Origin of the sequence: uncultured Tateyamaria sp., assembly GCF_947494755.1 — a bacterium.
Taxonomy (GTDB): Bacteria; Pseudomonadota; Alphaproteobacteria; order Rhodobacterales; family Rhodobacteraceae; genus Tateyamaria.
Genome location: NZ_CANLVZ010000004.1, coordinates 252772 through 276274, shown reverse-complemented (window position 1 = coordinate 276274; position 23503 = coordinate 252772). Strand labels below are relative to the sequence as shown.

The 23503-nt window shown below is 60.2% G+C and carries 29 protein-coding genes; 14 read left to right on the top strand and 15 right to left on the bottom strand.

Annotation, left to right across the window (positions count from 1 at the left end):
- Nucleotides 1-386 precede the first annotated feature (386 nt).
- On the top strand, nucleotides 387-560 hold the full coding sequence (locus Q0908_RS07320) for a hypothetical protein (RefSeq protein ID WP_299282354.1): 174 nt from the start codon (nucleotides 387-389) through the stop codon (nucleotides 558-560).
- Between the two features lie 210 nt (nucleotides 561-770).
- Here Q0908_RS07320 and Q0908_RS07315 read toward each other — a convergent pair whose 3' ends face one another.
- A complete protein-coding gene (locus tag Q0908_RS07315; protein ID WP_299282350.1) occupies nucleotides 771-1034 on the bottom strand; it encodes a hypothetical protein in 264 nt (87 codons plus the stop codon).
- 10 nt (nucleotides 1035-1044) lie between these two features.
- On the opposite strand from Q0908_RS07315, the gene Q0908_RS07310 reads away from it, so the two are divergent.
- The 4 genes from Q0908_RS07310 (at nucleotide 1045) to Q0908_RS07295 (ending at nucleotide 2647) form a co-directional block, all read left to right on the top strand.
- The gene (locus tag Q0908_RS07310) at nucleotides 1045-1188 is read left to right on the top strand and encodes a hypothetical protein (protein ID WP_299282348.1); all 144 of its coding nucleotides are present in this window, start codon (nucleotides 1045-1047) and stop codon (nucleotides 1186-1188) included.
- Entirely contained in the window at nucleotides 1189-1413 is a 225-nt protein-coding gene (locus Q0908_RS07305) for a hypothetical protein (protein WP_299282346.1), read from the top strand.
- Between the two features lie 168 nt (nucleotides 1414-1581).
- Complete coding sequence (locus tag Q0908_RS07300) at nucleotides 1582-1749, top strand: hypothetical protein (protein WP_299282343.1); 168 nt, start codon at nucleotides 1582-1584, stop codon at nucleotides 1747-1749.
- 79 nt (nucleotides 1750-1828) lie between these two features.
- Nucleotides 1829-2647, top strand: a complete 819-nt coding sequence (locus tag Q0908_RS07295; protein WP_299282340.1) for a hypothetical protein — start codon at nucleotides 1829-1831, stop codon at nucleotides 2645-2647.
- A gap of 71 nt (nucleotides 2648-2718) precedes the next feature.
- Here the strand turns inward: Q0908_RS07295 and Q0908_RS07290 are convergent, their stop codons facing one another.
- The gene (locus Q0908_RS07290; RefSeq protein ID WP_299282337.1) at nucleotides 2719-3420 is read right to left on the bottom strand and encodes an SDR family oxidoreductase; all 702 of its coding nucleotides are present in this window, start codon (nucleotides 3418-3420) and stop codon (nucleotides 2719-2721) included.
- Nucleotides 3421-3446: 26 nt separating this feature from the next.
- On the bottom strand, nucleotides 3447-4154 hold the full coding sequence (locus tag Q0908_RS07285) for a type 1 glutamine amidotransferase domain-containing protein (protein ID WP_299282335.1): 708 nt from the start codon (nucleotides 4152-4154) through the stop codon (nucleotides 3447-3449).
- Nucleotides 4155-4260: 106 nt separating this feature from the next.
- On the opposite strand from Q0908_RS07285, the gene Q0908_RS07280 reads away from it, so the two are divergent.
- Nucleotides 4261-5151, top strand: coding sequence for a LysR family transcriptional regulator (locus Q0908_RS07280; RefSeq protein WP_299282332.1), 891 nt, complete (start codon nucleotides 4261-4263; stop codon nucleotides 5149-5151).
- A gap of 31 nt (nucleotides 5152-5182) precedes the next feature.
- Here the strand turns inward: Q0908_RS07280 and Q0908_RS07275 are convergent, their stop codons facing one another.
- The 6 genes from Q0908_RS07275 to Q0908_RS07250 form a co-directional block, all read right to left on the bottom strand.
- Entirely contained in the window at nucleotides 5183-5578 is a 396-nt protein-coding gene (locus Q0908_RS07275) for a response regulator (RefSeq protein ID WP_299282330.1), read from the bottom strand.
- A gap of 86 nt (nucleotides 5579-5664) precedes the next feature.
- Nucleotides 5665-6915: a HAMP domain-containing sensor histidine kinase gene (locus tag Q0908_RS07270; protein WP_299282328.1), complete on the bottom strand. Its 1251-nt coding sequence runs from the start codon at nucleotides 6913-6915 to the stop codon at nucleotides 5665-5667.
- 75 nt (nucleotides 6916-6990) lie between these two features.
- A complete protein-coding gene (locus Q0908_RS07265; protein WP_299282325.1) occupies nucleotides 6991-10290 on the bottom strand; it encodes a chemotaxis protein CheB in 3300 nt (1099 codons plus the stop codon).
- 48 nt (nucleotides 10291-10338) lie between these two features.
- On the bottom strand, nucleotides 10339-10728 hold the full coding sequence (locus Q0908_RS07260) for a response regulator (RefSeq protein ID WP_299282322.1): 390 nt from the start codon (nucleotides 10726-10728) through the stop codon (nucleotides 10339-10341).
- Nucleotides 10715-12199, bottom strand: a complete 1485-nt coding sequence (locus Q0908_RS07255) for an ATP-binding protein (RefSeq protein ID WP_299282320.1) — start codon at nucleotides 12197-12199, stop codon at nucleotides 10715-10717. Before Q0908_RS07255 ends, Q0908_RS07260 begins: the two co-directional genes overlap by 14 nt.
- Entirely contained in the window at nucleotides 12196-12945 is a 750-nt protein-coding gene (locus Q0908_RS07250; RefSeq protein WP_299282317.1) for a transporter substrate-binding domain-containing protein, read from the bottom strand. The genes Q0908_RS07255 and Q0908_RS07250 overlap by 4 nt, the downstream gene beginning before the upstream one ends.
- A 238-nt stretch (nucleotides 12946-13183) precedes the next feature.
- Here Q0908_RS07250 and tig point away from each other — a divergent pair, with 238 nt between their 5' ends.
- The gene (tig, locus tag Q0908_RS07245) at nucleotides 13184-14518 is read left to right on the top strand and encodes a trigger factor (RefSeq protein ID WP_299282315.1); all 1335 of its coding nucleotides are present in this window, start codon (nucleotides 13184-13186) and stop codon (nucleotides 14516-14518) included.
- A gap of 68 nt (nucleotides 14519-14586) precedes the next feature.
- On the opposite strand, the gene Q0908_RS07240 is transcribed toward tig, so the two are convergent.
- The 4 genes from Q0908_RS07240 to rpsF all read right to left on the bottom strand — a co-directional run bounded on the left by Q0908_RS07240 (nucleotide 14587) and on the right by rpsF (nucleotide 16591).
- Nucleotides 14587-15141: a DUF4329 domain-containing protein gene (locus Q0908_RS07240; RefSeq protein ID WP_299282312.1), complete on the bottom strand. Its 555-nt coding sequence runs from the start codon at nucleotides 15139-15141 to the stop codon at nucleotides 14587-14589.
- 184 nt (nucleotides 15142-15325) lie between these two features.
- Entirely contained in the window at nucleotides 15326-15970 is a 645-nt protein-coding gene (gene rplI, locus Q0908_RS07235; RefSeq protein WP_299282309.1) for a 50S ribosomal protein L9, read from the bottom strand.
- A gap of 12 nt (nucleotides 15971-15982) precedes the next feature.
- The gene (rpsR, locus tag Q0908_RS07230) at nucleotides 15983-16210 is read right to left on the bottom strand and encodes a 30S ribosomal protein S18 (protein ID WP_005852865.1); all 228 of its coding nucleotides are present in this window, start codon (nucleotides 16208-16210) and stop codon (nucleotides 15983-15985) included.
- Between the two features lie 18 nt (nucleotides 16211-16228).
- Entirely contained in the window at nucleotides 16229-16591 is a 363-nt protein-coding gene (gene rpsF, locus Q0908_RS07225) for a 30S ribosomal protein S6 (protein ID WP_299282305.1), read from the bottom strand.
- A 271-nt stretch (nucleotides 16592-16862) separates the two neighbouring features.
- On the opposite strand from rpsF, the gene Q0908_RS07220 reads away from it, so the two are divergent.
- Entirely contained in the window at nucleotides 16863-17348 is a 486-nt protein-coding gene (locus Q0908_RS07220) for a hypothetical protein (RefSeq protein WP_299282303.1), read from the top strand.
- A 163-nt stretch (nucleotides 17349-17511) separates the two neighbouring features.
- Entirely contained in the window at nucleotides 17512-18081 is a 570-nt protein-coding gene (locus Q0908_RS07215) for a YceI family protein (protein WP_299282301.1), read from the top strand.
- Between the two features lie 180 nt (nucleotides 18082-18261).
- Here Q0908_RS07215 and Q0908_RS07210 read toward each other — a convergent pair whose 3' ends face one another.
- Nucleotides 18262-19482, bottom strand: coding sequence for a cytochrome b/b6 domain-containing protein (locus Q0908_RS07210; protein ID WP_299282300.1), 1221 nt, complete (start codon nucleotides 19480-19482; stop codon nucleotides 18262-18264).
- Between the two features lie 210 nt (nucleotides 19483-19692).
- On the opposite strand from Q0908_RS07210, the gene fabD reads away from it, so the two are divergent.
- The 5 genes from fabD to Q0908_RS07185 all read left to right on the top strand — a co-directional run bounded on the left by fabD (nucleotide 19693) and on the right by Q0908_RS07185 (nucleotide 22911).
- Complete coding sequence (gene fabD, locus Q0908_RS07205; protein ID WP_299282297.1) at nucleotides 19693-20625, top strand: ACP S-malonyltransferase; 933 nt, start codon at nucleotides 19693-19695, stop codon at nucleotides 20623-20625.
- Nucleotides 20618-21058, top strand: a complete 441-nt coding sequence (locus Q0908_RS07200; protein ID WP_299282294.1) for a GyrI-like domain-containing protein — start codon at nucleotides 20618-20620, stop codon at nucleotides 21056-21058. The genes fabD and Q0908_RS07200 overlap by 8 nt, the downstream gene beginning before the upstream one ends.
- A gap of 14 nt (nucleotides 21059-21072) precedes the next feature.
- The gene (gene fabG / locus Q0908_RS07195) at nucleotides 21073-21810 is read left to right on the top strand and encodes a 3-oxoacyl-ACP reductase FabG (protein ID WP_299282291.1); all 738 of its coding nucleotides are present in this window, start codon (nucleotides 21073-21075) and stop codon (nucleotides 21808-21810) included.
- Nucleotides 21811-21994: 184 nt separating this feature from the next.
- Complete coding sequence (locus Q0908_RS07190) at nucleotides 21995-22228, top strand: acyl carrier protein (RefSeq protein WP_299282288.1); 234 nt, start codon at nucleotides 21995-21997, stop codon at nucleotides 22226-22228.
- A 146-nt stretch (nucleotides 22229-22374) separates the two neighbouring features.
- Nucleotides 22375-22911, top strand: coding sequence for a GNAT family N-acetyltransferase (locus tag Q0908_RS07185; protein ID WP_299282286.1), 537 nt, complete (start codon nucleotides 22375-22377; stop codon nucleotides 22909-22911).
- Between the two features lie 83 nt (nucleotides 22912-22994).
- Here Q0908_RS07185 and Q0908_RS07180 read toward each other — a convergent pair whose 3' ends face one another.
- Entirely contained in the window at nucleotides 22995-23378 is a 384-nt protein-coding gene (locus Q0908_RS07180) for a winged helix-turn-helix transcriptional regulator (protein ID WP_366868853.1), read from the bottom strand.
- Nucleotides 23379-23503: the final 125 nt, after the last annotated feature.

Below are 23503 nucleotides of genomic sequence, written 5' to 3'. Positions count from 1 at the left end.
ATGCTAACCGGTCAGAAGAGGACCAAAACCTGAACAGAGCTAACTTATAAACACGGACTCTCAGGGGAGCAGGTCACATCCATTCGAGTGATTGTGAGGCCAGGTACGAACGAAATTATCACAGCTTATCCTTACTAGGTTTGAAAGATGAAGATTGATTGTCCACGTTGCCAGCAAGACTTAGTCAAAAAAGTCCATATCGGAATTGTTGGAAAAACCGTGTTTCACTGCTATGAGTGTGAAGCCACATGGTTCAACGAGGATGCCATCGAATATGCGACGTTTTTGGATTTGAGTACGTATCTTGGACGAAAAAAGATCGACTTATCGTCATCGACTTATGCGACATTCGTTGATGATCCTACATGGCACACGATAGAAAATTAGTGCTCCAAATTCTCCACCACGCACCCGATATCCAGCTGCACGGAAACCTGTTCAACGATGGCTTCGAGTTCTTCGTAAGCGTGGTTGAGATTGACCGCGTAGGGTTTGCCGAAATGCAGATTGCCGATGACTGTGACACCGTTCTGTTGAACACAACACCCCCTTCCCGCTAAACACACCCATGCGCCGTCTCGCCTATATCCTGTCCTTCCTCGCGGTACTGCTGGTGGCGATGGCGGGCCCAAACACGACCCTCACCTCGCAAACACGACCCGACCAGCGATGCTAAGTTGGACGGTCCCCCTTAAGCGCCACTATTGCGCACGGTTGAACCGGGGATCAGGCGAAGCCGATATCGGTGCAGCTTGGCACGGGCTCGTCCGTCAATCGCCCCAACCCGCGATGCCGGTATCTTCGGGGATGTTCAGCCCCTTGGCCGCGCAATGTTGCAGCCCTCCAAAGGCCATCGCGTCATTCTGATAAAAGATGAACTCAGCGGCACCGGGCTGACCAAGGAAAACCTCATCAAGTCCGCCGCAGGCCCGAACACCAGAACACAAGGGCGGGCTGTCGAAGCAATCGCTTGAATCGGGCGCGCTGGAAGCGACAAAGACCAAGCTGAGGGGGCTGAGGACAGGCAAACGCATTCTGCGAATAATGCCGATCTATTTGCTCGTGACCCTGACGGTCTTTCTGCTCGGGCTGGTTTCGGTGCTGGTGACCAAGGCACTCCCGACCTTGCCGCACCTGCGCTCGATCATTTCGGACAAGGCGTTTATTGCGCTGCTGTCGCTTGGGTAGATGATCCCGATGGCTGCCGGGCGGGTCGACCTGACCGTGGGTTGCGGGATCGTGCCATTGCACATTCTGGCGATCAGTCTGCGAACGATGCTGGGGCGGCCATGGCCCATTTCGATGGCAATTGTGCTGCTGTTAGGGGCGGTGGCGGAGTTCCTTTACGTGGTGCTGGTTGAGGTCGCCAAGATCGACAGCTTTATCGCGGCGCTTGCTTTGCCGGTGACGTAAATCCAAGCGGATAACCGGTCACGTGCGGGGATGGGCGGGTCGGGGGTGCAGCCCCGACACCGACCGATGGCCCCGCTCTCATTGCAAAGGAAGGAACCAGGATGAGACGTGTAGCAACCACAGCCCTCATGGCAACCACGCTGACACGCCCGGCATTTGCGGACGGGCATGACCCTGCCCGTGACGGAGTTGCCGGACATCGCGGATCGCGATTACTGGGTGCCGGGCGACGTGAACGCCGAAGGCAGGCTCGAGGTGCTGCATGCCGTGGTCGGGGCAGAGGCGGTCGCCTTTTCCGGCACGCCTGACGATCCGATCCAGATCGTGCTGATCTAACCCTCGGCTGACACGTCCGACTTCTGGGCGCGCAACCATCTGGCGCTGACCAGGCGTCTGGAGCAGTTGGGCATCGCCTGTGAGACAACCGAGTTCGCCTCGCGCCAGATCGAACATTCCTTGCAGTCGACCCTATGCCAATCAGGTTCTGCAGGATGCGGACCTCTATGACGACGTGATCTTCGGACCCTCCGGCTCGGCCATTCAGGCTGACAACATCGACAAGATGGCGGCCAATGAGGATTTCAGCACCTATGTCTTGGCCTTTCACACCCCGCTGAAAGACCTCGAAAACCAGCCTGACGCGTGGTTCGACTTTTCGTCCGCCGCGGGTGCGCTGACCATGTGCGACCACATGCTTGGCCGCTTGGGCAATGACATCACCATGGCAATGAACCGCGGCATTCCGGGCATCACCGACAGCCAACGCTCAAGCGATTTCAAAGCGTGCGTGGAGGAAAAGGGGAACTGGACAACCGTCTATGAGCACTACGGCGCGCACCAGCGCAAGGGCGGGTTCGAGGGGACATTGCTGATCCTGCAAGCCTATCCCGAGGCCGCAATCATCGACGACGCCAATACGGCCATGGCGATGGGATCGACCGACCCACAGGTGGCCGTCGGCAAAGAGAAAGAGGTGTTCTCGACCGGCTGGGGTGGCACTGGCCTGGAACTGGACTTGATCCGGCGCGAAGAGCTTGACGCCACACCGATGCGTATGGGCGATGATGTCGGCGCGGCCACCGCCGAAGCGATCAAGGCTGATCTTGAGGGGCGCGCGGATGAATTACCGCTGGTCTTCCTTGGGCGCATCACCGTCGCCCATGACGAGATGCGCGCCGAGGAAATGACGCCCTGGAACAGGAAGCGTTCCGCTTCTCCGGCGCGGGCGCGCTGAGCTGCCAAAACCTGGTTTGGCCAACATGATAAAGAAAGGCCCGCCATCATTGGCGGGCCTTTTGCGTGGCATCAGTGATGCGGGTCGTAATGCGGCTTTTTCGGCTTGGGATAGATCGGCAGGTGTGGGATCATCACATAGTCGGGCTGGTCGATCACGTACATGAACGCTTTGGCAATATCGTCGGGACGCAGGGCGTCCGGCTTGGGACTGTCAAAAAATTCGGTCTCCGTCATGCCGGGATGCAGGCAGGTGACGCGGCCGCCCGCATCGCCCAACTCGGCCCCCAGATTGTCGGCGTATCCGCGGATGAACCACTTGGTCGCCGAATAGACCGATCCCCAGACCGTCCCTTGCGCCGCCAGTGAACCGACAAGCACCAGATGGCCGCCTGACGCCTTGAGGTGGGGCAGTGCATATTTGGCCGTGTAGGTCACGCCGAGGCAGTTGACCTCGATCATGGTGCGAAAGCTGTCGGGATCGCCCGCCTCGGTGCCACGCGCCGAAGCCCCAAGGCCCGCATTCGCAAACGCCACATCAAGGCGGCCAAAATGCGCGACGGTCTTGTCGACCATCTCCTTTTGCTGGGCAGCGTTGGTCACGTCGCAGGTCAGGGCGATGGCGTTGTCCGCGCCGAATTCTTCGACCAACGCGTCAAGCCGGTCGGTGCGGCGCGCAGCCAAGGCGACCTTGTGCCCCGCCTTGACCGCATAACGCGCGCAGATTTCGCCGATGCCAGAGGAAGCACCCGTGATCAGTATAACTTTGGACATCTGTTGTTTTCCTTTCAGTGGAAAATTCAAGCGGCGGATTCAGCACGCTCACTCAGCGCCTTAAGAACAAGTGCGGCGGTCTTGCCGGCCGATGCGGGGTTTTGCCCGGTGACCAGATTGCCGTCGCGGATCGCAAAGACCTGGAAATCCGGCGCGGTCTGGACCTGCGCGCCCAACTCCCGCAACCGGGTTTCAAGCAGGAAGGGCACCGCGTCTTGCAGCCCAACAGCGTGTTCTTCGCTGTCGGTAAAGCCTGCCACGCGCTTACCTTTAACAAAGGGGTCACCCGCCGGTGTCTTGGCCTGCACGAGGCCCGCCGGTCCGTGACAGACGGCGGATACGACCTTGCCTTCACCGTCAAAGGTTTCGATCAGGCTGGCGAGGGCATCGCTGGTCGGGTAGTCAAACATAGTGCCGTGCCCGCCGGGCAGGAACACTGCGTCAAAACCGCTTGTATCGATATCGTCAAAGGCGGGGGTTTCGGCCACTTTCTTCTTGAGGTCAGGGTCCTTCAGGTAGCGTTCAACCGAGGCGTCGTTGTCCCCGTCGGCGGCCACACTGCGGGCATCCACTGGAATAGCGCCCCCGGCCATTGAGGCGACGGTGACGTCTGCGCCGCCATCGACGAAAGCGTAATAAGGGGTGGTCAGCTCTTCGAGCCAGACGCCGGTGGGCTCGCCGTTTGTCAGCTTGTCAGCCGATGTTGCGATCATCAGAATCTTGGGGTGTGTCATGGTCAACTCCTATGGTGGGTGTGTCTGGGGAGTGACATAAGCGAAACGGTACATTAAAAAACCAAAGAGATCTTAGCATTAAGTATAAATATGTTTATGGATATTTATGACTCTTTCAATCCTGCGATCCTTTATTGAAGTCTACCGCACTCGCTCCATCAGCGGTGCTGCGCGCAGCCTTGGGTTGACGCAACCGGCGGTCTCTCAGCATATCGCAGCACTTGAGGCGCAAGTCGGGCGGCCCCTGTTTGAGCGGCACGTAAAAGGGGTGTCGCCCACCGATGTGGCCGTGGATCTCGCCGCTCAGATCGGCGACAGCCTTGATCGAGCCGAGGCAGCGTTGTCGGATGTGCGGGCGCGCTCGGCGAACTTGTCCGGAACGGTGCATATCGCAGGACCGTCAGAGCTGATGACGGAACGGGTCGCGCCCTACCTGGTGGGTTTGCAGAAGTCCGGCCTGGCCTTGCGAATCCAGCTGGGGGGCAAGGATGACATTTATGAGCTGTTGCTGAGCGGGGGAGTCGATCTGGCCTTTACCGCATCGGAACCCGAGGATGAGCGGTTGGCGTTTCAACAGGTCGCGGTGGAGCGTTTGCTGGCCGTTGCGGCACCGATCGTTGCGGGAAAGATCACGCGCGCGGCGGATTTACGTGCCGGTTTGGCAGCGTCACCGCTGATCGTTTATGATGCGGATGCGCCGCTTGTGCGCAATTGGGCGGCCGCGCAAGGTGTGGCACTGGCCGGGATCTCACCTGCGGCCACGGCCCCCGATCTGCGCATGGTGCGCGCGCTATTGATGGCTGGCGCGGGGTGGAGCGTCCTGCCCGACTACCTCTGCAAAACGGCGCTTGATGCTGGCCAACTCGTGCAGTTCGGCGCGGATCTGCCGGTGCCGGTGCCGGTGAACGCCATCAACCTCGTTTGGGCCAAAAGCGCGCTGCGCCACCCGCGGATCGCCTTTGCGCAGCAAAGCCTCATAAAGGCACTGCAAGACTGATACCCGGTGCAAAAAGAAAACGGGAAGGGTGTCAGGCTTGCGCGACGTAGGGCACGTCCTCGTCACCGCCCTCTGCGACATGGGCAACCATCGTGGTCAGTTCGCGCAAATCCACCGGTTTGCGCAGCACCAGCCGCGCGTTCTGCGAGATCCCGAACAGTTCACCCTTGGGAAACAAACCGCTGCCAGTCATAAAGATCACTTCGGCATCCGGCGCGGCGTAGCCTGCGTAATTGGCCACATCCGTCGACATCGTCCCGTCGATCATCAGATCCAAAAGCAGGATATCGGGGGTACAGCGGCGCAGTTGCGACATCGCTTCTTCGTTGTTGGACGCTGTGTGGACATCGTAGCCCGCATCATCAAGCGCTTCCTTGAATGCGAATTGGAGGCCAGGATCATCTTCAAGCAGCAATACAACAGTCATAACATCCCCGACACAAGTATGCCGACTGTCTATGCCAAGGACTTAAAAAAAGTCTTAATGCGGCGGTTCAATGTGTAAACTTTGCATCATAAAGTGGTGTCGGATGAGGCCAACTCTTCTTCCGCGTGCGGAACGGACACGCTGAATACCGCACCGTTTGTGCCATCCGAATGCGCTGTCATGGTCCAGCCGTGACGGCGACACACCTCCGCGCAGGTGGCCAGGCCAATGCCGCTGCCGTCCACGCTCGGATCCAGGCGGCGAAAGGGCAGAAAGATTGACCGCGCCTCGCTTGGATCAAAGCCGCGCCCGTTGTCGCGGACCGACAGAATGTCGCGCTCCCCCGTGCTGGCCAGACGGATCGACAACACCGGCGCGCGGTCCGGGTGCCGGTATTTCAACGCATTTGTAAGCACATTCATGACAAGCATGCGCAGCAGATCCGGCGACGCATCGATGCTAATGTCCTCGCCGTCAATCGTCACCTCGCCGTCAACAGCGCCGATATAGGGCTCCAGATCAGCCACCAGATCTTGCAGAAACGGCTGCAAAGCGACGCGCTCCGTCTCAAGACTGGCCGAGGCGCTGCGGGCATGTTCCAGAAAATCGGAGGTCATCTCGTCCATCTGCGCCACGGCTTTCACCATGAAGTCGACATATTGCATGACCTTTTCAGGCAACTCATCGCTGAATTTGGTGGTCATCATGTGCAACAGGCCCGACATCGTATTGAGCGGGGTGCGCAGATCATGGGAGGCGGTGTTGGCAAACGCCTCCATCGCGATCATCTTTTGGTGCACGTCGTAGTATTCGGTCTGCACCCGGGACAGGTCGTCGCGCGCGGCGATGCGTTTGACGTTCATCGCACTCAGCGCTTCGGCGGTGGCCTCAAGCTGGTTCTGGGTGAGTAGATAAAGCGGCGAACGCCCGTCCGATCCGCGCAGCAGCGAGACATAGAATGCGGTGCCCGTGCTGGGCTGGCGCTTGCCGACGGCGCGCATGAAAAACGTGGCCTTGCCCCGAATAACGCCCGCGCGGAGGGTCGCCATGATCGCGTCGGGTTCTCCGCAGGTCATATCGACAAAAGCCATGCCGCGCATCTGGTCAGTGTCGTTAACCTCAGGCGGACAAAAGGACCGCTCTGCCCGGCGATTGCAGACCAGAACGCGACCCTCTGCATCCAGGATCACGGAGGCAAAGGGAGAGCAGACAAAAGCAGCGCCCAGCACATTGGCATCCACAGGCGTATGGTCGGGCAGCAGCGCAAGGGCCTGCGCCACATCGCGGTTGAGGCCGGGAACAACCACCTTGGGAAGGGCCCTGTCAGTGAGGCTCATATCGGACTTACCGCTGCGTCATAAAACATATCAGCCGTATAGCGCGCTTACGGTAAACCAGTGGTTAAAGGCGCGTCAGTGCACGGCTTGCGCCACCTGAGCGGGCTCTGCTGTTTGTTCGATACGGCGCAGGCTGCCAAAGACATGGGTCACCTTGCCTTCGCCCTTGATCCGGGCGCGTCCGATACAGTCGCAGTTGATCGTGGTCCCATCCTTGTGAACCACCTCAAAGCTGGTCGAAAACGGCTCGCCTTGTTCCAGCGCGGCCTGAAACCGTTTGCCGACCTGTTCACGGGTGTCCGGGCGTATCACGCTCAGCAGGCTTTCGACCGAGGGCGTGTGGGTAATGTCATCAAAGCCCAATATGTCGAACAATGCCTTGTTCCAGCGCGGGGCGTTGTTTTCGACATCAAACCAGAAAAAGCCGATCCCGAGGTCTTCCTGTACGGCTTCGATACCGGCGAGACGGGCGTCGCGGTCGATTTCGTCTGCGGTATTCCACATCACGCCAATCATTTGCGCAGGCTCGCCGTCGGTATTGCGGATCAGGGTCGTCTTACCACTGACGGGCACAAGATGGCCGCCGGGACCGAACACGCGATGCTCATACTGGATGCTGCCGCCGTTTTCGCTGAGGCTGTCCAGCTTATGTTCGGCCTGGGTGCGATCTTCGGGATGGATCAGCTTGAGGGAGTCCGCCCAGCTTGGCATTTGCCCGGAATCGGGGCGGCCGTGGATAGCGAACATCTCGGGCGACCAGAAAAGCTCTTTCGTTTCAAGGTTGTAGGACCAGTGAGCCACCTGGCTGATATCGCTCATCATCTGGACGACACGGGACAGGGGTTCGCTGTCATATTGGGTGATGGTGATCGACAAGCCGATCAGCTTGCGGTGCAGATCATGCACTGGCGACATGATCATCGTAAAATACTTGCCACGCGACAGGATCGGGGTGCGACGGGTTTCCTGTACGCGCAGAACGGTGTTGGCCATCGGCGCAAGGGCCGGGAAGCCGTCGGGCAGGCTGCACTGGCTGAGATGGACACCGGTGGGTGGCACCTCATTCAGTCCAAACAGGTTCATGGCCTCGCGCGACAGGCGGCGCACCATCAGCGCCTGATCGGCCAAGGCAACCGAATAGGGGGCCGAGGTCATCGTCGCCTCAAGTTCCGAGGCCAGCGCCTGACGTTCCGCCGAACTGATCTGCAACTCTTCGTTGACGGTCATCAGCTCTTCGTTGCTGGACTGGAGTTCCTCGTTGGAGGTCTCAAGCTCTTCATTGGTGGCCTGGAATTCTTCGTTGGTGGATTGCAGTTCCTCGTTGGCGGCCTGCATTTCCTCATTGGCGGTCTGCAATTCTTCGATGGTTTGCTGCAACGCCTCCTGAGTGGCGCGGATTTCCATCTCCATCCGCTCGATATAGGCCCGCTGTTCCTTGTCCGAGATGTCACCCGGTGGCGCGTCATTTTCCTTTTCGAACTTGGTGTTGATGGCAACAAGGCACTGCATCTCGCCGCCCTTGTGGCCGGAAAACGGAAACACCTGAAGCTGGGCGCGGTTGCCCACGGACAAGGACACCGTGTGCCAGCGCCCGTCGCGGCGGGTCTTGCTGCGCAGGGCCACTGCGATCAGGCTGCCGATTTCACCGCGCAAAGGGTCGATGAGCATCTTGATGTTCAAGGCCGAGGACGCGCCCGCCCGAATTTCCATGAACGGGCTCAGATCGCCAAGAACCTCGATGATATTGCCGTTGCGCGTACAGATCATGCCGTTAGGGGCAACCACGCGGGCCAGCGGCATTTCCGGGGCTTCATTCGTCTCGGCGGCGCTCGGTTTGGTGCTGGCGGTGCTGCCGGCAACGGTATGGCGCTGATAGTTGCGCGCTCCAGTCTGGTTGGCCAATTCGCCGGAGACGCCGCGGCGCTTGGCAAAAATCTTGTCCGCGCCCTGACGCCCCTCAAAAAACACGCCCATTTCGCCCACGGTTTCGGATGTTCCCACAAACAGCAACGCCCCGGCCGCCATCGCGTAATGCAACCGGCTCAGCACACGTTCCTGCAAGGCAAGGTTAAAATAGATCAGCAGATTGCGGATGCTGACCAGATCCACATTGATGAAAGGCGGGTCCTGAAAGACGTTGTGGTGCGAGAACAATGTCGCGGCCCGCAATTCCGGGCGGACCTTGATCTCGGTATCTGTGACGGTGAAATACTGGTTGAGCAGGCTCGGGGGAATGTCCTGCGCGGCGGCCACCGGATAAACGCCACGCCGCGCGACCTCGATGGCGTTCTGGTCAATATCTGTGGCAAACACCTGCACGTTGTTCTTGGACAACTCGCCAATGCCACCCAGAATTTCGGCAATGGTGATGGCAATCGAAAAGGCTTCTTCACCGGTTGCACAGCCCACAACCCACACCCGGATGGGGCCGGAACTGCGCTTTTGTATGCTGCGTTTCAGCTCACGCTCCAGCTTTTCAAACTGATCGGGGTCGCGGAAAAAGCGGGTGACCGAGATCAGCAAATAGCGATGCAGCGCATCCACTTCGCTGACATTGGACCGGCAAAAATCCACGTAGTCATCATAATCGTCGATATCGAGCGCGGTCATGCGCCGCGCGATCCGGCGGTTGAGCGTGTTTTCCTTGTAGTCGGCAAAATCCACATGGGTGCGGGCCAACAGGATACCGAACAACTCGCCCAACGGGTTGGGCTGATCCTGCAAGGTGCGCAGCCCGTCGAAATTGCGGGGACGGGCGAGGATTTTTTCCAGATGGGTGCCGATCTGTTCGGGCGACAGCGTGAGGTCGATGCAGCCCGTTTCAATCGCCGAAATCGGCATGCCGTCATATTTCGCGGTCGAGGGTTCCTGCGCGATAGTGATGCCACCGGCCTCGCGCACGGCCTGCACGCCGTAGCTGCCATCGGAGCCCGTGCCTGACAGCACAATGCCCATGCACGCTTCGCCGCATTCCTCGGCAAGGCTTTTGAACAGGCGATCCGCCGAGGGTTTGGGCGAGGCCGCGTGCCCCGAGGGCTGGCGCAGACGCAGCACCCCGTTTTCGTAGATCACGTCCGTGTTGGGCGGCGTGACATAGATCGCGTCCAGTTCCGGCTTGGTCTCGGCCTCCAGCTCATGGACGGGCAGGCGGGTTTCTCGGGCGATCAGGGTCGATAGTACGCTTTTGTGCGTCGGGGACATGTGCTGGGCGATGACATAGATCGCGCCAGCATTTTGGGGCAGATTCTGGGCCAACAGCGACACCGCCTCAAGGCCACCGGCAGAGGCCGCGATACCAACCACCCGGGGGCGTGCGGGCCGGGGTGGCTCAGTGGGTGGGGCATTGGGGTCGGGATCCAGCGTATCTGACGTCATGCAGGTCTCGCACTTTTAAGGATTGGGGCGTGGCGCGGGCGGCAGGGTTCAGGCGGCGGTGCAATAGCGATCGATCAGAGTCAGCAGATGGCCGGGCGAGACGGGTTTGCTGGCAAAGCCGTTCATGCCCAACTGCTCCATACGGGCGTCGTCATGGTAGTTGACGTCGGCCGTGACGGCGATAATCGGCACATCGCGGGGCGGGGCATCCTGACCGCCGCGAATATGTCGCGCCGCATCGATGCCGGACATCTCGGGCATGTGCAGATCCATCAGCACCAACCCGAACGCCGTCGGATCACCATAAAGGGTGCTGCACCCTTCGCTTCCATTCTTCGCAATTTCGACCTCGACACCCAGTGTTGCAATGATTTCTTTCATCATGAAGCGTGTGAATTCGTCGTCTTCTACCAAGAGTACTTTCTTACGATGCGGCATGATCAGAATCCAACCTTACGTTGCAATGAAGAGTTAGCAAGAATTCACAGGCAAAACCATCTCTTTCGTCAGAGGCCAGTCTGAGTTCGGCGCCCATCAGCTGCGCCATCTCAAGACTGATGGCCAATCCAAGGCCCGTGCCGCCATGGCTGCGGCTCAACCCTTCGTCAATCTGCGAGAACCGATCAAAGATGCGCGCCGCATCTTCCTCCGCGATGCCGGGGCCGGTGTCGGCCACCGAAATTTCGAGGCAGGTTCCGATCCCGTTGTCGGGCTGTTTGGGCGCGCGGCGCACGCCGATGCGGATTTCCCCCTTGGTCGTGAACTTGGCCGCATTGTCGGTCAGGTTCGTGATGATCTGGGTCAGCCGAGCGCCGTCGAGCTCATATTCGGCATCGAGGTCCGCTTCGAGATCAAGGGTGACGTCGATATCCTTTTGATGAAAATGCACGGCGGCGGCGGTCGTTTCCTGCCATTGCGCCGCCAGACGGCGAATGTCGGTGGGGCGGGTCGAGATGGTGACCGCATTGGAATCCAGCCGTGACATGTCCAGCACGTTGGACAGCTGATTGTGCAACTGGCGCGCCGCGCGGCTGGCAACATTAGCATAGTGGCGCTGCCGTTCGGGGACCTCCTTGCCGGTTTCGATCAGGTGCAGGAAGCCGAGGATCGAATTGAGCGGCGTGCGCACCTCATGGCTCATCGTTCCGATAAAGGTCGAGCGGACGGACAGCGCCTCGCGGGCGTCCTGTTCGCTTTTGACCCGTTCTGCAATCTCGGTCTGCAACGTGTTGAGGGTCTTGCGCACCCGGCCTTCATAGGCGGTGACAGCGCGCACGATACGGTCCAGATCGTCCGTCTTGGTGCGGGTGGCGCGGTCAAGGTGCAGCTCGGTCGATGGGGTGGCCACGCTGGAGCCATCCACATGTTCGGCAATCGTGTGCATATGGCGGCTGATCATGCGATGCACGATATAAAGCAGGGCGATGGCGGCGACATAGGCCTTGACCAGATTGGTCAGTAGCGTCACCCAGAATTGCGCCCAGACCCTGTCGACAACCGCCTCCAAAGACAACTCGACGCGCAACGTGCCCAAGTGCTGCACTTGGCCAGTGCTTGGAGTGTGTTTTAGATCGTAAATCCGCTGCAGCGGCGTTTCACTGGCCACGCCACGGGTCCAGCGGTGGCCGGTGACACTGCTGAGGTCCAGATGGGTCACAGCCGCATTCGACGCGATACCATCCAGAATGATGTTCACCTGATCAAAATCAAAGGTCCACAGCGCCAGTTCCAGCGTCTCGGACATCGTGGTCTCGATCTGATCGAGCACCCCTGTCGCCTCGGCCCTTTGGCTGTTGTAGCTGGCCACCAGCTGGATTCCCGTCGAAAAGACCGACAACAACGAGCCAATCAACAACGACGCAAGGACCAGCCGAAATCCCAGTTGATCCCTGAAGTACTGCTTGATCATTCGGGTATCAGCCTGCTCGCATGGACTGCGAGCAGCGCGTCCAGACTGCCGTCATCGCGCATTTCGCCCAAGACACGGTTGAAATCTGCGATGATCTGCGTGCTGCCCTCAAGATCGTGCCGGACGCCCATGTGCAGGGTCTGCGACACCAACACGCCAGGCGCAAACTCGACACGATCCGCAAGGGCCGGGTCATCATGGGTGATGGCGTGGCGGATCACATCCACACTGTCCAGCGTCAGGTCAACCCGGCCATGGGCCACCATCTGCACACCTTGCAGCGTTGTCGTCACCACCACCTTATTGAGATAATCAGCCCGGTCAAAATCGGCCTCGTAGACAAACCCGTCCCCCACAGCGATGGAAAACGGGCGCAATTCATCCACCGTGGTAAAGCTGTGACTGTCCCCCTTGCGTTGCACCAGTCGCACATCCGTCGAAAAGAACGGGTCGCTATAGCTGAGAAAGGTCTGCAACTCGGCGTCCTCAAACAGGCTGCCCACGATGTCGAACTCACCGGTCTGGGCCCCATCAATCACGCGGGCCCATGGCACGACCTGGGTATCGACATCATATCCCGCCCGACGCAACACAGCCGAAATCACATCCAATGACAGCCCACCATTCGGCAACGCCTCACCAGAAAAGGGCGGCCACTCATCCGCGACCACGCTGAGGGTCTGCGCCTGCAGCGGGGCCAAAACGGCTTGGAATGCAAAGAGGACGGCAAAGACAAGTCTGGTCACGGCTGGGTTTTCCCTCTGTGGTTGATGATTCAATGACCCAAGCACCGTTGCAACACCAGCCTTAATTTCGGCTTAACACGCACCGTCAAGCGGCTGTTTTCGGCCTTCAATCCGCCCAAGACGGGCTCATTTGCCGCCCCGACTGCCTATGCCCTTGCGCCCGCGCAAACCCATGCATAGAAGAGCGCGAAATTCCGATCAGCCCCCGCGCGGGGGCCCAAATGCTATGGGAGCACACATGCAGGTCACCGAGACGCTGAACGACGGTCTGAAACGCGGCTACGCCATCACGGTGACAGCTGCCGAACTGGACGCCAAGGTCAACGAAAAGCTGACAGAGGCACAGCCCGACGTCGAAATGAAAGGCTTTCGCAAAGGCAAAGTGCCGATGGCGCTGCTGAAAAAGCAGTTCGGCCAGCGCCTGATGGGCGAAGCGATGCAGGAAAGCATTGATGGTGCCATGTCCGAGCATTTCGAGACCTCCGGCGATCGGCCCGCGATGCAGCCCGAAGTCAAGATGACAAACGAAGACTGGAAAGAGGGCGACGACGTTCAGGTCGATATGTCTTATGAGGCGCTGCCCGAGATTCCCGAAGTGGACCTGAGCAAACTCAAGCTCGAACGTCTCGTGGTCAAAGCCGACGACGCAGCCATTGATGAGACGCTGACCTCGCTCGCCGAAAACGCGCAGGACTTCAAGGCGCGCAAGAAAGGCTCCAAAGCCAAGGACGGCGATCAGGTCGTGTTCGACTTCGTCGGCAAGGTCGATGGCGAAGTGTTCGAAGGCGGCTCTGCCGAAGGGCACGCGCTGGTGCTCGGCTCGGGCCAGTTCATCCCCGGTTTCGAAGAGCAGCTTGTCGGCGTGAAGGCGGACGAGGAAAAGGCGGTCACCGTTTCCTTCCCCGAGGACTATCAGGCCGAACATCTGGCCGGCAAAGAGGCGGTGTTTGACTGCAAGATCCACGAGGTCAAAGAACCCGTGCCTGCCGAAATCAACGACGAGTTGGCCACCAAATACGGTGCCGACGATCTGGCCGGTCTCAAGACCCGCATCGCCGAGCAGCTTGAAGGCGAATACGCAGGTGCCGCTCGTGCGGTGATGAAGCGCGCGCTGCTCGACCAGCTCGACACAGCCGTCAGCTTTGATCTGCCCCCCAGCCTTGTCGAGGCCGAAGCCAAGCAGATCGCGCACCAACTCTACCACGAGGAACACCCAGAGGACACCGGGCATGACCACGGTGACATCGAGCCCACGGACGAGCATAAAGAGCTTGCCGAGCGCCGCGTGCGTCTGGGTCTGTTGCTTGCCGAGTTGGGTCAGAAAGCCGAAGTCGAAGTGACCGATGCCGAGATGAGCCAGGCGATCATGCAGCAGGCGCGTCAGTATCCCGGTCAGGAACGCCAGTTCTTTGAATTCGTGCAGCAAAACCAGCAGATGCAGCAACAGATGCGCGCGCCTCTGTTCGAGGACAAGGTCGTGGACCACATCGTCGAAAACGCGTCCGTCACGGACAAGGACGTGTCCAAGGACGATCTGCAAAAGGCTGTCGAGGCGCTGGAAGTCGACGACTGATCGCGCACACCACGCTCAGCACAAACAACGGCCGCGTCTGGACTCAGGCGCGGCTTTTCTATGTGGCACTAATAGTCGCGCAACTGGTTCAGCGTGTAGGTCTGGCGCACCGGAAAGTCCGGATCGTCCCGGTAATTCGGATCGGGCACCAGACAATTCACCCCGCAGACCTGTCGCGCCACGCGGGCCCGCGCATCCACATACCACAACCGCCCCCCGGGGGTCGCGATATAGCCATCGGTATCATCCTCGATATCGGTGCGCATATCGTCAAAGGAGGGCACTTCGGTCAGGAACTCAGGACTGTAGGATCCGTGGGTGTGATAGGAAGCCACCACCGTGAATCCGACAAAGCGCGGATCAGGGGGCAAACAGGAAGACACCCGGCCCCGACGCGGCTCGGTCGCAACCAACGCTCCGGCAGGGTCCACGCCGATCAATCCGCAATATTCGCGGTCTTCCGCGATGGAAAGAGGCTGGATGTCATTGAACAGACGGCTGACAAAGGCAACTTCAGCCCGACTTTGCGGCACCGCACGGGGCGCCATCTCCACGGTGTCCAGATCGTCGGGGACACAGGCACTCAGGGCCAGCATCGCGCATAGGGCAATTCTATATCTCATAAGGCCACAGTGGCCTGCGGCGTTGGAATGGTCAAACCGGATCGCCCTTCTTTTGACCCGAAATACCGCGGGGGGGGGGGAGGCGCGCAGCGCCGATGGGGGCTGGCCCCCTGGACAACGCACAAAAAAACCGCGCCCCCTGAACAAAGGGGACGCGGTCTGTCTCTCAGACCACAGACGTGGCTCAGGTCGCTGGCGTCTCGTCGTCACCTTCGGCCGGGGCCTCTTCGGTGGCGATGCCTGCGGATTCAGCCAGCTCTTCGTCGTCGGATGCAGCGGCACCGATATCGTCAAACAGTTCCTGAATTTCGAACTCGGCAGCGGCTTCCTCTTCGGCAGCCAGCTCCTGGATCGATTTGCCGGAGGCTTGTAGTTCGGCCTCTTCGGTCGAACGGGCGACGTTTAGCTGAATGACGGCCTCGACTTCTGGGTGCAGAACGACGTGAACGTCGTGCAGGCCCAGTTCCTTGATCGGAACGGGGATGACAACCTGCTTGCGGTCGACCGAAAAACCTTCGGCAGTGGCCACATCCGCCGCGTCACGGGTGGTGACGGAGCCATAGAGGTTGCCGCCGTCGGAGGCTTGGCGAATCACGATGAACTGCTGACCGTTCAGCTTGTCACCGAGGGCTTCGGCCTCTTTGCGGGTTTCCATGTTGCGCGCTTCGAGTTGCACTTTCTGTGTCTCGAAATCGGCGATGTTGGCCTTGGACGCGGTCAGCGCCTTTTTCTGGGGCAGCAGATAGTTGCGTGCATAGCCGGACTTGACGTCCACGACATCGCCCATCTGGCCCAGCTTGGCCACACGTTCGAGAAGGATAACTTGCATGATCAGGTCTCCTTATTTCACAGCGTAGGGCAGCAGGGCGAGGAAGCGGGCGCGTTTGATGGCACGGGCCAGTTCGCGTTGCTTCTTGGCCGAGACGGCGGTGATACGGCTTGGCACGATCTTGCCACGCTCAGAGATATAGCGTTGCAGCAGGCGCGTGTCCTTGTAGTCGATCGCGGGGGCATTGTCGCCCGAGAAGGGACAGACCTTGCGACGGCGGAAAAATGGTTTTGCAGCCATGGTTTAGCTCCCTTTCGCTCAGCGGCGCTCGCGGCGGTCGCCGCGGCCTTCGCGCTCATCGCGCTTTTGCATCTGGACCGAAGGGCCCGTGGCGTGTTCGTCGACCTTGATCGTCAGGACGCGCATCACGTCGTCATGCAGGCGCATCAGACGCTCCATTTCCTGCACGGCGGCGGCGGGGGCATCGGTGCGCAGATACGCGTAATGACCCTTGCGGTTCTTGTTGATCTTGTAGGCCATGGTCTTCACACCCCAGTACTCGTTGTCCACGAGGGTGCCGCCATTGTCCGACAGGACGCCGCCAAAATGTTCGATAAGCCCTTCGGCCTGCGTGTTGGACAGGTCCTGACGGGCAATCATCACATGCTCGTAAAGAGGCATGGTCGTGCTCCACTTCTATCAAGGCGCATTTCATAGACCGGTCCGTATATCCCTGCTGGACGGTCACGAGAGACTGCGCGGCAAAAACGGGTTCGCAGGGATGGGGTCGTATAGGCAGGGCGCGCGTGCATGACAAGGGCAAATGACTGGCCGGTGGGCGGTGTTGTGCCGTCCGAAATGGCCGGGCACCGGGTTTTCATATCGGGGCCGCATTTTGGCCTGATTTGAGCGGCTTTAATCATTTCAACAGTTTGATTTCAGGATGAACGCCATGACCGCATTTACCGACACACTGCCCGATCTCGCCCCCGCAGACCCCGCCCGCACCGTGGACGGGCAGCGCATGTTGATCCGTGGCGCACAGCGCCTTGTGGGCGTGGCCTTGGTTCTGGCCGCTTTCGGGCTGTGGATCGAGCCGGGCGCGATCTGGGATGCGGACCTTGCCTTGTTCAAATTCGCACTGTCCCTTGCCATCGGTTTTGCCGGATTGATCTGTCTGCAATCGGCCCGCGCCGTGGCCGGCGTCGAGGTCGAAATCGATACGGTGCGCCGCGAAGTGCGCCTTGTGCGCGGCAACGGACGGGCCCGCACGTTGGTGTCCCGCACCCGCATTCGCGATCTGGGTCCGGCCGAGTGGTACGGTGCGATGGTGCGCCTGTGGGCACAGGATGGGGCGCTGGTCGCCGAAGTCGCGCTGAGCGATCCGGCCTTGCGCAAAGGTCTGATTGATGCGCTGCGCGACGAAGGCAAGCTCTGAGCCAGTTTTTCGAGGCCAGGGTGACACCTCAAGCGCTGCGCCGCTGTCCTGATGCACCGCCCATGTTCAGCGATGCGCACGTTGTGTTGATCGCTGCGCAGTTGCAATCAACCCCTGCATTGTCATCTCATGCTTCATGTCAATCAACGTGGAGCACGTACACATGAAAACCCTTCTTCTCGCCGCAGCCCTATCGACCACCGCCTCATTCGCCTTCGCGGCAGAACGCTACACGCTGGATTCCAGCCACAGCCAGATCCTGTTTTCCTACAACCACCTTGGGTTCTCCACGACCTGGGGGATGTTTTCGGGATTTGAAGGCGAGATCATGTTTGATCAGGACAACCCTGACAACTCTGCCGTGACCGTGTCGATGCCCACAAAATCCATGTTCACCGGTTGGGAAAAGCGCGATGGGCACTTCATGTCCGAGGATTTCTTTGGGGCCGAGGATGGCGATCTGATCACCTTCACATCCACGGATATCGAAGTGACAGGTGACGGCACCGCCAACATCACCGGCGATCTGACCATGAATGATGTCACCAAATCCGTCGTGCTGGACGCCACGTTGAACCAGGCGGGCACGAACCCGCTGTCCAACAAGGAATGGGCGGGCTTTAACGCCACCACGACCCTGCTGCGGTCCGACTTTGGGCTTGGTGCCTTTGCGCCTGCCGTCGGCGACGAGGTTCAGGTGCAGATTTCGATTGAAGCTGAAAAAGCCGAATAAGCCCCGCATCATTTGATGCCGATCGGCCGCGCAATCCCTTGCGCGGCCTTTTCTTTTTGCTGGTGTTGAGTGGACGCGCTGCCGCGCGACACGACTTTGTTCAGAGCCGCCTTTTCAGACGGCTCTGGTCTTTGGCCCCAAATAGGGACCAGTCATACAATGCTCGGTTGCGTCTTTGCGCTATTCCGGGCGGGTCGCTGTCAGCGCGACATTCACCCCGACGTCGAACCTCAGCGAGCTTTCGTCCGTCATGCTGTCCCCGATCCCGAAGTTGCGCCGGTCGAGCGTCAGCCCGCCCTGCATTGTCGCGGTATTTTCGGCCACATCCAGCGTGAAGGGCAGGGTGACCGGCACGGATTGCTCTTTTATAGTGAGTGTGCCTTGGGCCTCATACCCCTCAGCCGTGCTGACGATGTTTGCCACGAACTGGGCCGTCGGGAAGGCTTCGGCGTTGAAATAGTCCGCGCCCATCGCCTGTCCGGTGACCGACCCAAGCGTCAGCGACCCGATGGACACGGTCACGTCGGCCGTGCCTGCAACCCCGCTGCCCACGGTTTCGTCAAAGCTGATGGCGGCGGTCCAGTCTGCGAACTGTCCGGTGACCTCGCTGCCCAGTTGGGTGACGGTGATGGCCAATGTGCCCGATTGGACCGTCCAGTCCGATTGCACGTCCTCCAACGCGGCGGCTTCCGTCGTTTCGCCGTGGGGCGCATAGACCCCAAGCGCGCTGCCAGCTGTCAGAGCGACCATCCACAAAGCCAATGCCGCGATCAGCGCGCGGACGTGCCCGTGATGGGCAGAGACGGGCGGCACCTCGGTCTTGCCGAACCACATCCGCCGCAAGGTCGCGTCCTTGTCGACGACGTGGTGTTTGAGCGCCCCTGCGATATGCAGCAGCAGCGCCAGCCCCAGCACCTTGGTCAGAACCCAGTGCGCGCCAGCAAAGACCCCGGCGACCCCTTCGGATTTCGGCACCAAGGGCAGGTTTTGGCCAAAGGGCCACCAGATCGGCGCAAAGCCGGACGCGGCGGCGTGGTGGATCCAACCCGACAGCGGGACCAGCACGAGCGAGCCGTAAAGCAACCAGTGCACGGTTTCAGCCGCAAAGGACTCGACTGGACGGTCAGGGTGCAGCAGGCCGGGCTTGGGCTGGCTGATCGCCCAGAGGATGCGCAACAGGGCAACGAAAAAGACCGCGACCCCAAGCGTCTTGTGCAATGAAAACAGCCAAGCGGCGCGTGCGACCAGCGCATCCGAGGGCGCGCTTGCGGTGCGTAGTTCGTAAGCCAGATCGTTGGCGTATAGGCCAAGGGGCATCAGCGTCAGGATCAGGAGGGCTGTGAGCCAGTGCAGGGTCTTGGCCACGCTGCCAAAGTGCGATGGGGTGTTGGTGAGAGTCATCGGGCGTACTCCGGCGCTGTTGGATCGATGGGGTAACACGCGGCCCCTTGATATTATGCGATAATGTGACGTGATCCGGCGCCAAGACAACCGGCAATTCCTGCACATCACCCGTGCAGGCTTGTCCTTGCCGCCGGTGTCGGGGTCTTGTCGGGGCGCATCTGCGCGACTACACCGACAGGGCAGCAAGAAACGAACAGGGCAGAGAAGATGAGTGTAGCATTCGTATTTCCCGGGCAGGGCGCGCAGACCATCGGGATGGGCCGCGATCTGGCGCAGGCCTATCCGGCGGCACAAGCGGTGTTTGACGAGGTGGACGACGCCCTGGGCGAAAAGCTGAGTGCGCTCATTTGGGAGGGCGATGCCGGGACGCTGACGCTGACCCAGAATGCACAGCCTGCCTTGATGGCCACATCCATGGCTGCGATGCGGGCCCTTGATGCCGAGGGCGTGGGCATTGACCGGGCCGCGTTTGTGGCCGGGCATTCCTTGGGCGAATATTCCGCCCTCTGTGCGGCAGGTGCGCTCAGCATTGCGGACACTGCGCGCCTGTTGCGCACCCGGGGCCGCGCCATGCAGGAGGCCGTGCCCGTGGGTGTGGGCGCGATGGCGGCCCTGTTGGGGTTGGACTTTGAGGCCGTGACTGAGGTTGCGGCCGAGGCGGCTGAGGGCGAGGTCTGTCAGGCGGCCAATGACAATGACCCCGGCCAGGTGGTCGTGTCAGGTCACAAGGCGGCGGTTGAGCGCGCCATTGAACTGGCCAAGGCCAAGGGGGCCAAGCGGGCGGTGCTGCTGCCAGTGTCTGCCCCGTTTCATTGCGCCTTGATGGAACCTGCGGCGGCGGTGATGGCCGAGGCGCTGAGCACGGTGACCTTCGATGCCCCTGCCGTGCCTGTGGTCACGAATGTGCAGGCCGAAGCAGTCGGCGACCCGGATCAGTTGCGCGAGATGCTTGTACAGCAGGTGACGGGATCGGTGCGTTGGCGCGAAAGCGTGGCGTGGATGGGCGCGCAAGGCGTGACCGAGATGTGGGAGGTTGGCGCGGGCAAGGCCCTGTCCGGCATGATCCGCCGCATTGATCGCAGCATCTCCAGCCGCGCTGTGGGCACGCCCGATGATGTGAAGGCTGTCCTTGATGGCTGAGCTGGTCTCGCTCGATACGGTCACGCTTGGCGGGGTAGTGGAAACGGTGCCCTTTGCGGACCGGTTGCGGCTGATCCCGAACATCTTCGGGCGGCTCGACGCCGCTATCGGGCAGGCGGGTTTCTTCTATGTGGGGCCGCAGACGGCGCTTTACCGGATTGAGGGCGACCAGATGGAAGTGCGCGCGGGCGTCCCGCTTGATGCGCCATTGCCCGGATTCGAGATGTTCGAGGCCCCCGGGTCAGAGGCCCTGATGCACCGCCATCGAGGCGGCTTTGACGGGCTGGCGCAAGTCTATCAGGACCTGAGCGCCGAGATTGCCAATCTGGGCCGCATGCGGGGTACGTGGGCGCGCGAGATATATCGACAGGTGGCGCGCAATGCGGACCTGAACGTGGTGGACGTCTACATTGACGTGACAAAAGAGACTTAAGGTAAGGGACGGATATGTTTGATCTGACAGGAAAAACAGCGCTGGTGACGGGGGCTTCGGGTGGCATCGGGGCCGATATCGCACGCACCTTGCATGGCGCAGGGGCGACCGTTGGCCTTAGCGGGACGCGGGTGGATCCGTTGCAGGCGCTGGCGGATGATCTGGGAGCGCGCGCGCATGTGCTGCCCTGCAACCTCAGCGATTTCGAGGCTGTCGATGGGCTGATAAAAGAGGCGACGACGGCCATGGGGTCGGTCGACATTCTGGTCAACAACGCAGGGATCACGCGCGACAACCTGTTCATGCGGATGTCGGACGAAGAATGGCAGTCCGTGTTGAACGTGAACCTCACCTCGACCTTCAAACTGTGCAAGAACGTGATGCGCGGCATGATGAAGGCGCGGTGGGGCCGGATTATCAATATCAGTTCGGTTGTGGGGGCCACCGGCAATCCCGGTCAGGCGAACTATGCGGCCTCTAAGGCGGGGATGGTGGGCATGTCAAAGAGCCTCGCCTACGAGGTGGCAAGCCGCGGGATCACGGTGAATGCGGTGGCACCGGGCTTTATCGCAACGGCCATGACAGATAAGCTGACGGATGAGCAAAAGACTGGAATCATGGGACAAATTCCTGCCGGTCGGATGGGCGAGGCGCATGAAGTCGCCTCTGCCGTGCTCTATCTGGCAAGCCCCGAAGCGTCTTATGTGACAGGCACCACCTTGCACGTCAATGGTGGCATGGCCATGTTATAGACGCGCGCGCCACAACCCTTGCCATCTTTTTGGGATATGCTAAAGGGGGCGCAGATTTCAGCGTTTGGACCTTTCGAGAGGCAAACGCATCACCGCCCCAAGGGGCAAAGACCAGAGCCCCGCCACGTCAGGGGACACCACTTGGGGGCGCACAATATTGCCCCGGTAGAATGAGGACAGTCATATGAGCGACATCGCGGAGCGCGTGAAGAAGATCGTTGTGGAACACCTTGGTGTTGAAGAGGACAAAGTGACCGAGAATGCCTCGTTCATCGACGATCTGGGCGCAGATAGCCTTGATACGGTCGAGCTGGTCATGGCTTTCGAAGAAGAGTTCGGCATCGAAATCCCCGATGACGCAGCCGAAACCATCCAGACATTTGGCGACGCTGTGAGCTTTATCTCCAAGGCATCGTAAGTTTTGCACGCTTGTGCCTGATCAGACGGCGCTCTTCCTCGCGGAAGGGCGCCGTTTTTCGTTTTGTCACGTGTGGGTGCTTGCCTTTCCTGCGCCCGGATGCGCAAGTTTGTAAAAAAATCAGGTGATCGGGCAGGACACCAGACATGAGCAGACATGTGCCGACAATCAACACGGCGCGCACCACCTTGCGTGCGATGCGCCCCGGTGAATTTGACCGCTTCGCCGAGATCTGGGCGATGCCTGAGGTCGCGCGCCACATTGGCGGTGCCCCGCGCAGCCGCGAGACGTCCTGGAAGGCGTTCATCGCCATCGCCGGGCACTGGCAGGTTACCGGCTTTGGTCAATGGGGGATCGAGGAACACCGCACGAAATCCCTTGTCGGGCAGGCAGGCTTTTTCCACGGCGCGCGCGGCATGGGCGAGGATTTTGATAGTGTCCCCGAAGCGGGATGGGTACTGGCCCCCGAAGCGCAGGGCATTGGCCTTGGCCTTGAGGCGGTGCAGGCCGCCCATGACTGGTTCGACCGTGTGGTGACCGGCCCGCTGGTGTGCATGATCGACCCCGCCCACGACGCATCGCTTCGGATCGCGGACCGCTTGGGATATGTCGCGATGCGGGACGCAGAGCACGGCGACGGTGCCGTACGGTTGATGCTGAGAAAGTCGCCGCCACAGGTGTAGGGGGGCGTGGTGATGATGGGGGAGAACCGGGGTTGCGGGACTTCACCGACCTTCGGCCCGTGATTGGCAAATGTTCGATTTTCTTAGACGAACCTGAATTCTCGGGCGGCTGCGCGACTTATCACTGCGCCGGCGTTTACCGCTGCGTAGACTGATCTAGGGGGGCGGGCGCTGTCGTCGATGCTTCGGCACACCCAACTTCTGACTTCCATCGTTTTCAACGATTGTGACAATGCCCGATCCGAAATTGAGGGCAAATTTCGCTTAATATCATTAAAGCGGTGTGGCGTGCCGAGCGACGTTAAAACTGGCAAAGTCCAAGACCGACGGAGCAAGTCCTGATCCGCTTTGCCAGCTGCAGTTTGAAATTCATGAGCAACGGCAGCTGCAGAACATCCCAGTGAAGTGAGCCGAAATTCCGGGCGCAACGGGTGGCCATGGCCGGGGTTTCGTTCCAGCAATCCCATCATAATCAGGTGTTCCATGCTTTGGGCAAAGGCGGTTCTACTTGCGCCAGTTGCAGCCAACAGAGGTGCCTGGCGTCCAGCGACACCTGTATGCAGGCTCGATAAAATGGGAATAGCCCAGGCCC

Bases quoted from the DNA above. Each gene is read 5' to 3' on its own strand.
- Q0908_RS07315 (WP_299282350.1), bottom strand. From the start codon at position 1,034: ATGCGTTTGCCTGTCCTCAGCCCCCTCAGCTTGGTCTTTGTCGCTTCC.
- Q0908_RS07310 (WP_299282348.1), top strand. From the start codon at position 1,045: ATGCCGATCTATTTGCTCGTGACCCTGACGGTCTTTCTGCTCGGGCTG.
- Q0908_RS07305 (WP_299282346.1), top strand. From the start codon at position 1,189: ATGATCCCGATGGCTGCCGGGCGGGTCGACCTGACCGTGGGTTGCGGG.
- Q0908_RS07300 (WP_299282343.1), top strand. From the start codon at position 1,582: ATGACCCTGCCCGTGACGGAGTTGCCGGACATCGCGGATCGCGATTAC.
- Q0908_RS07290 (WP_299282337.1), bottom strand. From the start codon at position 3,420: ATGTCCAAAGTTATACTGATCACGGGTGCTTCCTCTGGCATCGGCGAA.
- Q0908_RS07285 (WP_299282335.1), bottom strand. From the start codon at position 4,154: ATGACACACCCCAAGATTCTGATGATCGCAACATCGGCTGACAAGCTG.
- Q0908_RS07280 (WP_299282332.1), top strand. From the start codon at position 4,261: ATGACTCTTTCAATCCTGCGATCCTTTATTGAAGTCTACCGCACTCGC.
- Q0908_RS07275 (WP_299282330.1), bottom strand. From the start codon at position 5,578: ATGACTGTTGTATTGCTGCTTGAAGATGATCCTGGCCTCCAATTCGCA.
- Q0908_RS07270 (WP_299282328.1), bottom strand. From the start codon at position 6,915: ATGAGCCTCACTGACAGGGCCCTTCCCAAGGTGGTTGTTCCCGGCCTC.
- Q0908_RS07265 (WP_299282325.1), bottom strand. From the start codon at position 10,290: ATGACGTCAGATACGCTGGATCCCGACCCCAATGCCCCACCCACTGAG.
- Q0908_RS07260 (WP_299282322.1), bottom strand. From the start codon at position 10,728: ATGCCGCATCGTAAGAAAGTACTCTTGGTAGAAGACGACGAATTCACA.
- Q0908_RS07255 (WP_299282320.1), bottom strand. From the start codon at position 12,199: ATGATCAAGCAGTACTTCAGGGATCAACTGGGATTTCGGCTGGTCCTT.
- tig (WP_299282315.1), top strand. From the start codon at position 13,184: ATGCAGGTCACCGAGACGCTGAACGACGGTCTGAAACGCGGCTACGCC.
- Q0908_RS07240 (WP_299282312.1), bottom strand. From the start codon at position 15,141: ATGAGATATAGAATTGCCCTATGCGCGATGCTGGCCCTGAGTGCCTGT.
- rplI (WP_299282309.1), bottom strand. From the start codon at position 15,970: ATGCAAGTTATCCTTCTCGAACGTGTGGCCAAGCTGGGCCAGATGGGC.
- rpsR (WP_005852865.1), bottom strand. From the start codon at position 16,210: ATGGCTGCAAAACCATTTTTCCGCCGTCGCAAGGTCTGTCCCTTCTCG.
- rpsF (WP_299282305.1), bottom strand. From the start codon at position 16,591: ATGCCTCTTTACGAGCATGTGATGATTGCCCGTCAGGACCTGTCCAAC.
- Q0908_RS07220 (WP_299282303.1), top strand. From the start codon at position 16,863: ATGACCGCATTTACCGACACACTGCCCGATCTCGCCCCCGCAGACCCC.
- Q0908_RS07215 (WP_299282301.1), top strand. From the start codon at position 17,512: ATGAAAACCCTTCTTCTCGCCGCAGCCCTATCGACCACCGCCTCATTC.
- Q0908_RS07210 (WP_299282300.1), bottom strand. From the start codon at position 19,482: ATGACTCTCACCAACACCCCATCGCACTTTGGCAGCGTGGCCAAGACC.
- fabD (WP_299282297.1), top strand. From the start codon at position 19,693: ATGAGTGTAGCATTCGTATTTCCCGGGCAGGGCGCGCAGACCATCGGG.
- Q0908_RS07200 (WP_299282294.1), top strand. From the start codon at position 20,618: ATGGCTGAGCTGGTCTCGCTCGATACGGTCACGCTTGGCGGGGTAGTG.
- fabG (WP_299282291.1), top strand. From the start codon at position 21,073: ATGTTTGATCTGACAGGAAAAACAGCGCTGGTGACGGGGGCTTCGGGT.
- Q0908_RS07190 (WP_299282288.1), top strand. From the start codon at position 21,995: ATGAGCGACATCGCGGAGCGCGTGAAGAAGATCGTTGTGGAACACCTT.
- Q0908_RS07185 (WP_299282286.1), top strand. From the start codon at position 22,375: ATGAGCAGACATGTGCCGACAATCAACACGGCGCGCACCACCTTGCGT.
- Q0908_RS07180 (WP_366868853.1), bottom strand. From the start codon at position 23,378: ATGGGATTGCTGGAACGAAACCCCGGCCATGGCCACCCGTTGCGCCCG.